Here is a 2136-nt window from a genome sequence, read left to right as displayed (position 1 = left end):
GTGTTGGGGGTCTGCGGGCCGCCGGGGGTATGGGGGGCGCCCGGGGCTTCCGGTGTCCCCGGGGTGGGCGCGCCTGCGGGCGTGGAGCCCCCGAGGACGGCCGCGGGCCGGTCGCCGTACGGCGCCGGGCCCTGGTCGGTGCCCCCGGGACCGACCGGGGTCTGTGGGGCGTAGGGGCCGCCCACGTAGGGCCCGCCCACGCCGTATCCGGGCCGCCCACCCGGGAGTTGACCCCGAGGTCCGCTCTCGGCATGGCCCAGCTCACCCGGCGGACCACTCCCGACGTAGCCCCCGTAGCCCTGCGGACCACCCCCGACAGGGCCGGGCACACCATCGGCGACAGACCCCGGCGGCCGATCAGCGTCGAACGGACCGCCCTGTGCCGAGCCGAAGCCGCCCGGCGGCGGGCCGAACCCGTCCGGCACCCGGCCGAAGCCCTCCGGTGTCGACGGACCCCCCGGCACTCCACCGCCCGCTCGCGCCACCCCCGCTAACCTCGCCCCGGAGCGCGCCCGCGGCGAGGTAACCGGGCGTGCCGAGGATGCCGGCGGTGGAGGTGAGCCGGGGTTCGCGCGACTCGGGCTGGAGGGCGATGCCGTAGTCGGTGAGCAGCACGCGCGCGTACGGATCGCCCGAAGCGTTGGGCGCCAGAAGGATGTTGGCCGGTTTCACATCCCGGTGCAGGATGCCGATGCGGTGTCCGGCGGTGAGCGCGTCGAGGACGGCGAGGCCGATACGGGCGACCCGGGCGGGCGGCAGCGGGCCCGAACGCCGCAGCGCCGCCTGGAGGTCGACGCCGTCCGGGACGTACTCCATGACGATCCAGGGCAGGCCCTCATGGATCACCACGTCGTGCACGGTCGCCACATGCGGATGCCCGCGCAGCCGGGCCGCGTGCCGCGCCTCGCTGCGAGCCCGCGCGATGCGCTGCGCGGGCTCGCCGACGTCGGCCGGCACGTCCGGCAGCGAGATCTCCTTGACGGCGACCTCGCAGGCCAACTCCTCGTCGTACGCGAGCCATACGCGGCCCATGCCGCCCGCGCCGAGCATGCGCAGCAGCCGGTAGCGCCCGTTGACCACCCGGCCCTCGCCCTGTTCCGGCGTATCCCCAGCCATCACGCCTCCCCCGAGACGGCGCGCCTCCCCCGAGAACGCGCGGAACCTGTCTCCGAAGGTAGCCTCGCACCCGCCACTGACAAGAGGCCTTTTCCGCACCAATCCCACCAATCCAGCAGGACGCCGACCCCTGCGCCCCAGCGGTACGACGGGGCCTCAGACGTGACAGGGCGGGCGGGCTTACGGCGGCCGTCGACGGGGGCCGTTGACGGCGGGATCGACCGATCCCCCGAGAGGCGGCTCCGTCGTGCGAGCGGCCGGGAGCGGGGGCGGCCGCAAGAACGGTCGCCTCAGATGCCGTCCGGCGCAAAAACCGTCTGCCTCAGGAGAGGCCGGCTAGGAGCGCGCCGTCGCAGGAGGAGTCCATCGCGGGAGCAGTCGGCCTCAGAAGTCGCGCGGCGCAGAAGCCGTCCGCCGCAGGAGAGGCTGGCTGAGAGCGGCCCGCCGCGGGGGGGCGTCACAGGAACGATCCATCGCGGGAGCAGTCGCTCGCAGGAACGGTCGGCCTCGGAGAAGCCGTCCGGCACCGAAGCCGTCCGCCGCAGGAGCGGTCGGCTGGAAGCGGCCCGCCGCGGGAGGGCTCCATCCCCGGAACGGTCCGTCGCAAGAACGGTCGGCCTCAGAAGCAGTCCGGCGCCGAAGCCGCCTCCCGCAGGAACGGTCGGCCCCAAATGCCGTCCCGCACACGAGTGTTCGACCACAGAAGTCGTCCGGCCCACAGAAACCCGGCAGTTGAGTCGGCGTCAGCCACCCGGAGGTGCGACCACCGCCCACCGCGCCACCACCCGGAGACTCGATCGCTGCCCACCGCGCCACCACCCCGAAACGCGATCACTGCCCAGCGCACTACCTCCGGGAAACGCGATCACCGCCCACCACAGCGCCCCAGTAGAGGCTCTCGCTGCCCACCACAGCACCACCGGCAGAGACGATCACCGCATCACCTCCGCCGACACGATCACCACCCACCACGTCACCCCCACCGGCGCCGATCACCCCGGAGTCACTCACCCCCTGCAC

1 protein-coding gene and 1 pseudogene are annotated in these 2136 nt (G+C 74.0%); both read right to left on the bottom strand.

The window, feature by feature from the left end; genetic code table 11:
* Positions 1 to 200, bottom strand: a pseudogene (locus tag JHN63_RS54945) (cell division protein DivIVA); the annotation flags it as partial.
* A gap of 157 nt (positions 201 to 357) precedes the next feature.
* The gene (locus JHN63_RS51150; protein WP_374223035.1) at positions 358 to 1116 is read right to left on the bottom strand and encodes a serine/threonine-protein kinase; all 759 of its coding nucleotides are present in this window, start codon (positions 1114 to 1116) and stop codon (positions 358 to 360) included.
* Between the last annotated feature and the right edge of the window lie 1020 nt (positions 1117 to 2136).

The organism is Streptomyces sp. MBT65 (assembly GCF_016612545.1).
Lineage (GTDB): Bacteria > Actinomycetota > Actinomycetes > Streptomycetales > Streptomycetaceae > Streptomyces.
Note: the sequence above shows the minus strand (reverse complement) of the source record. Positions and strands in the feature narration are given on the sequence as shown.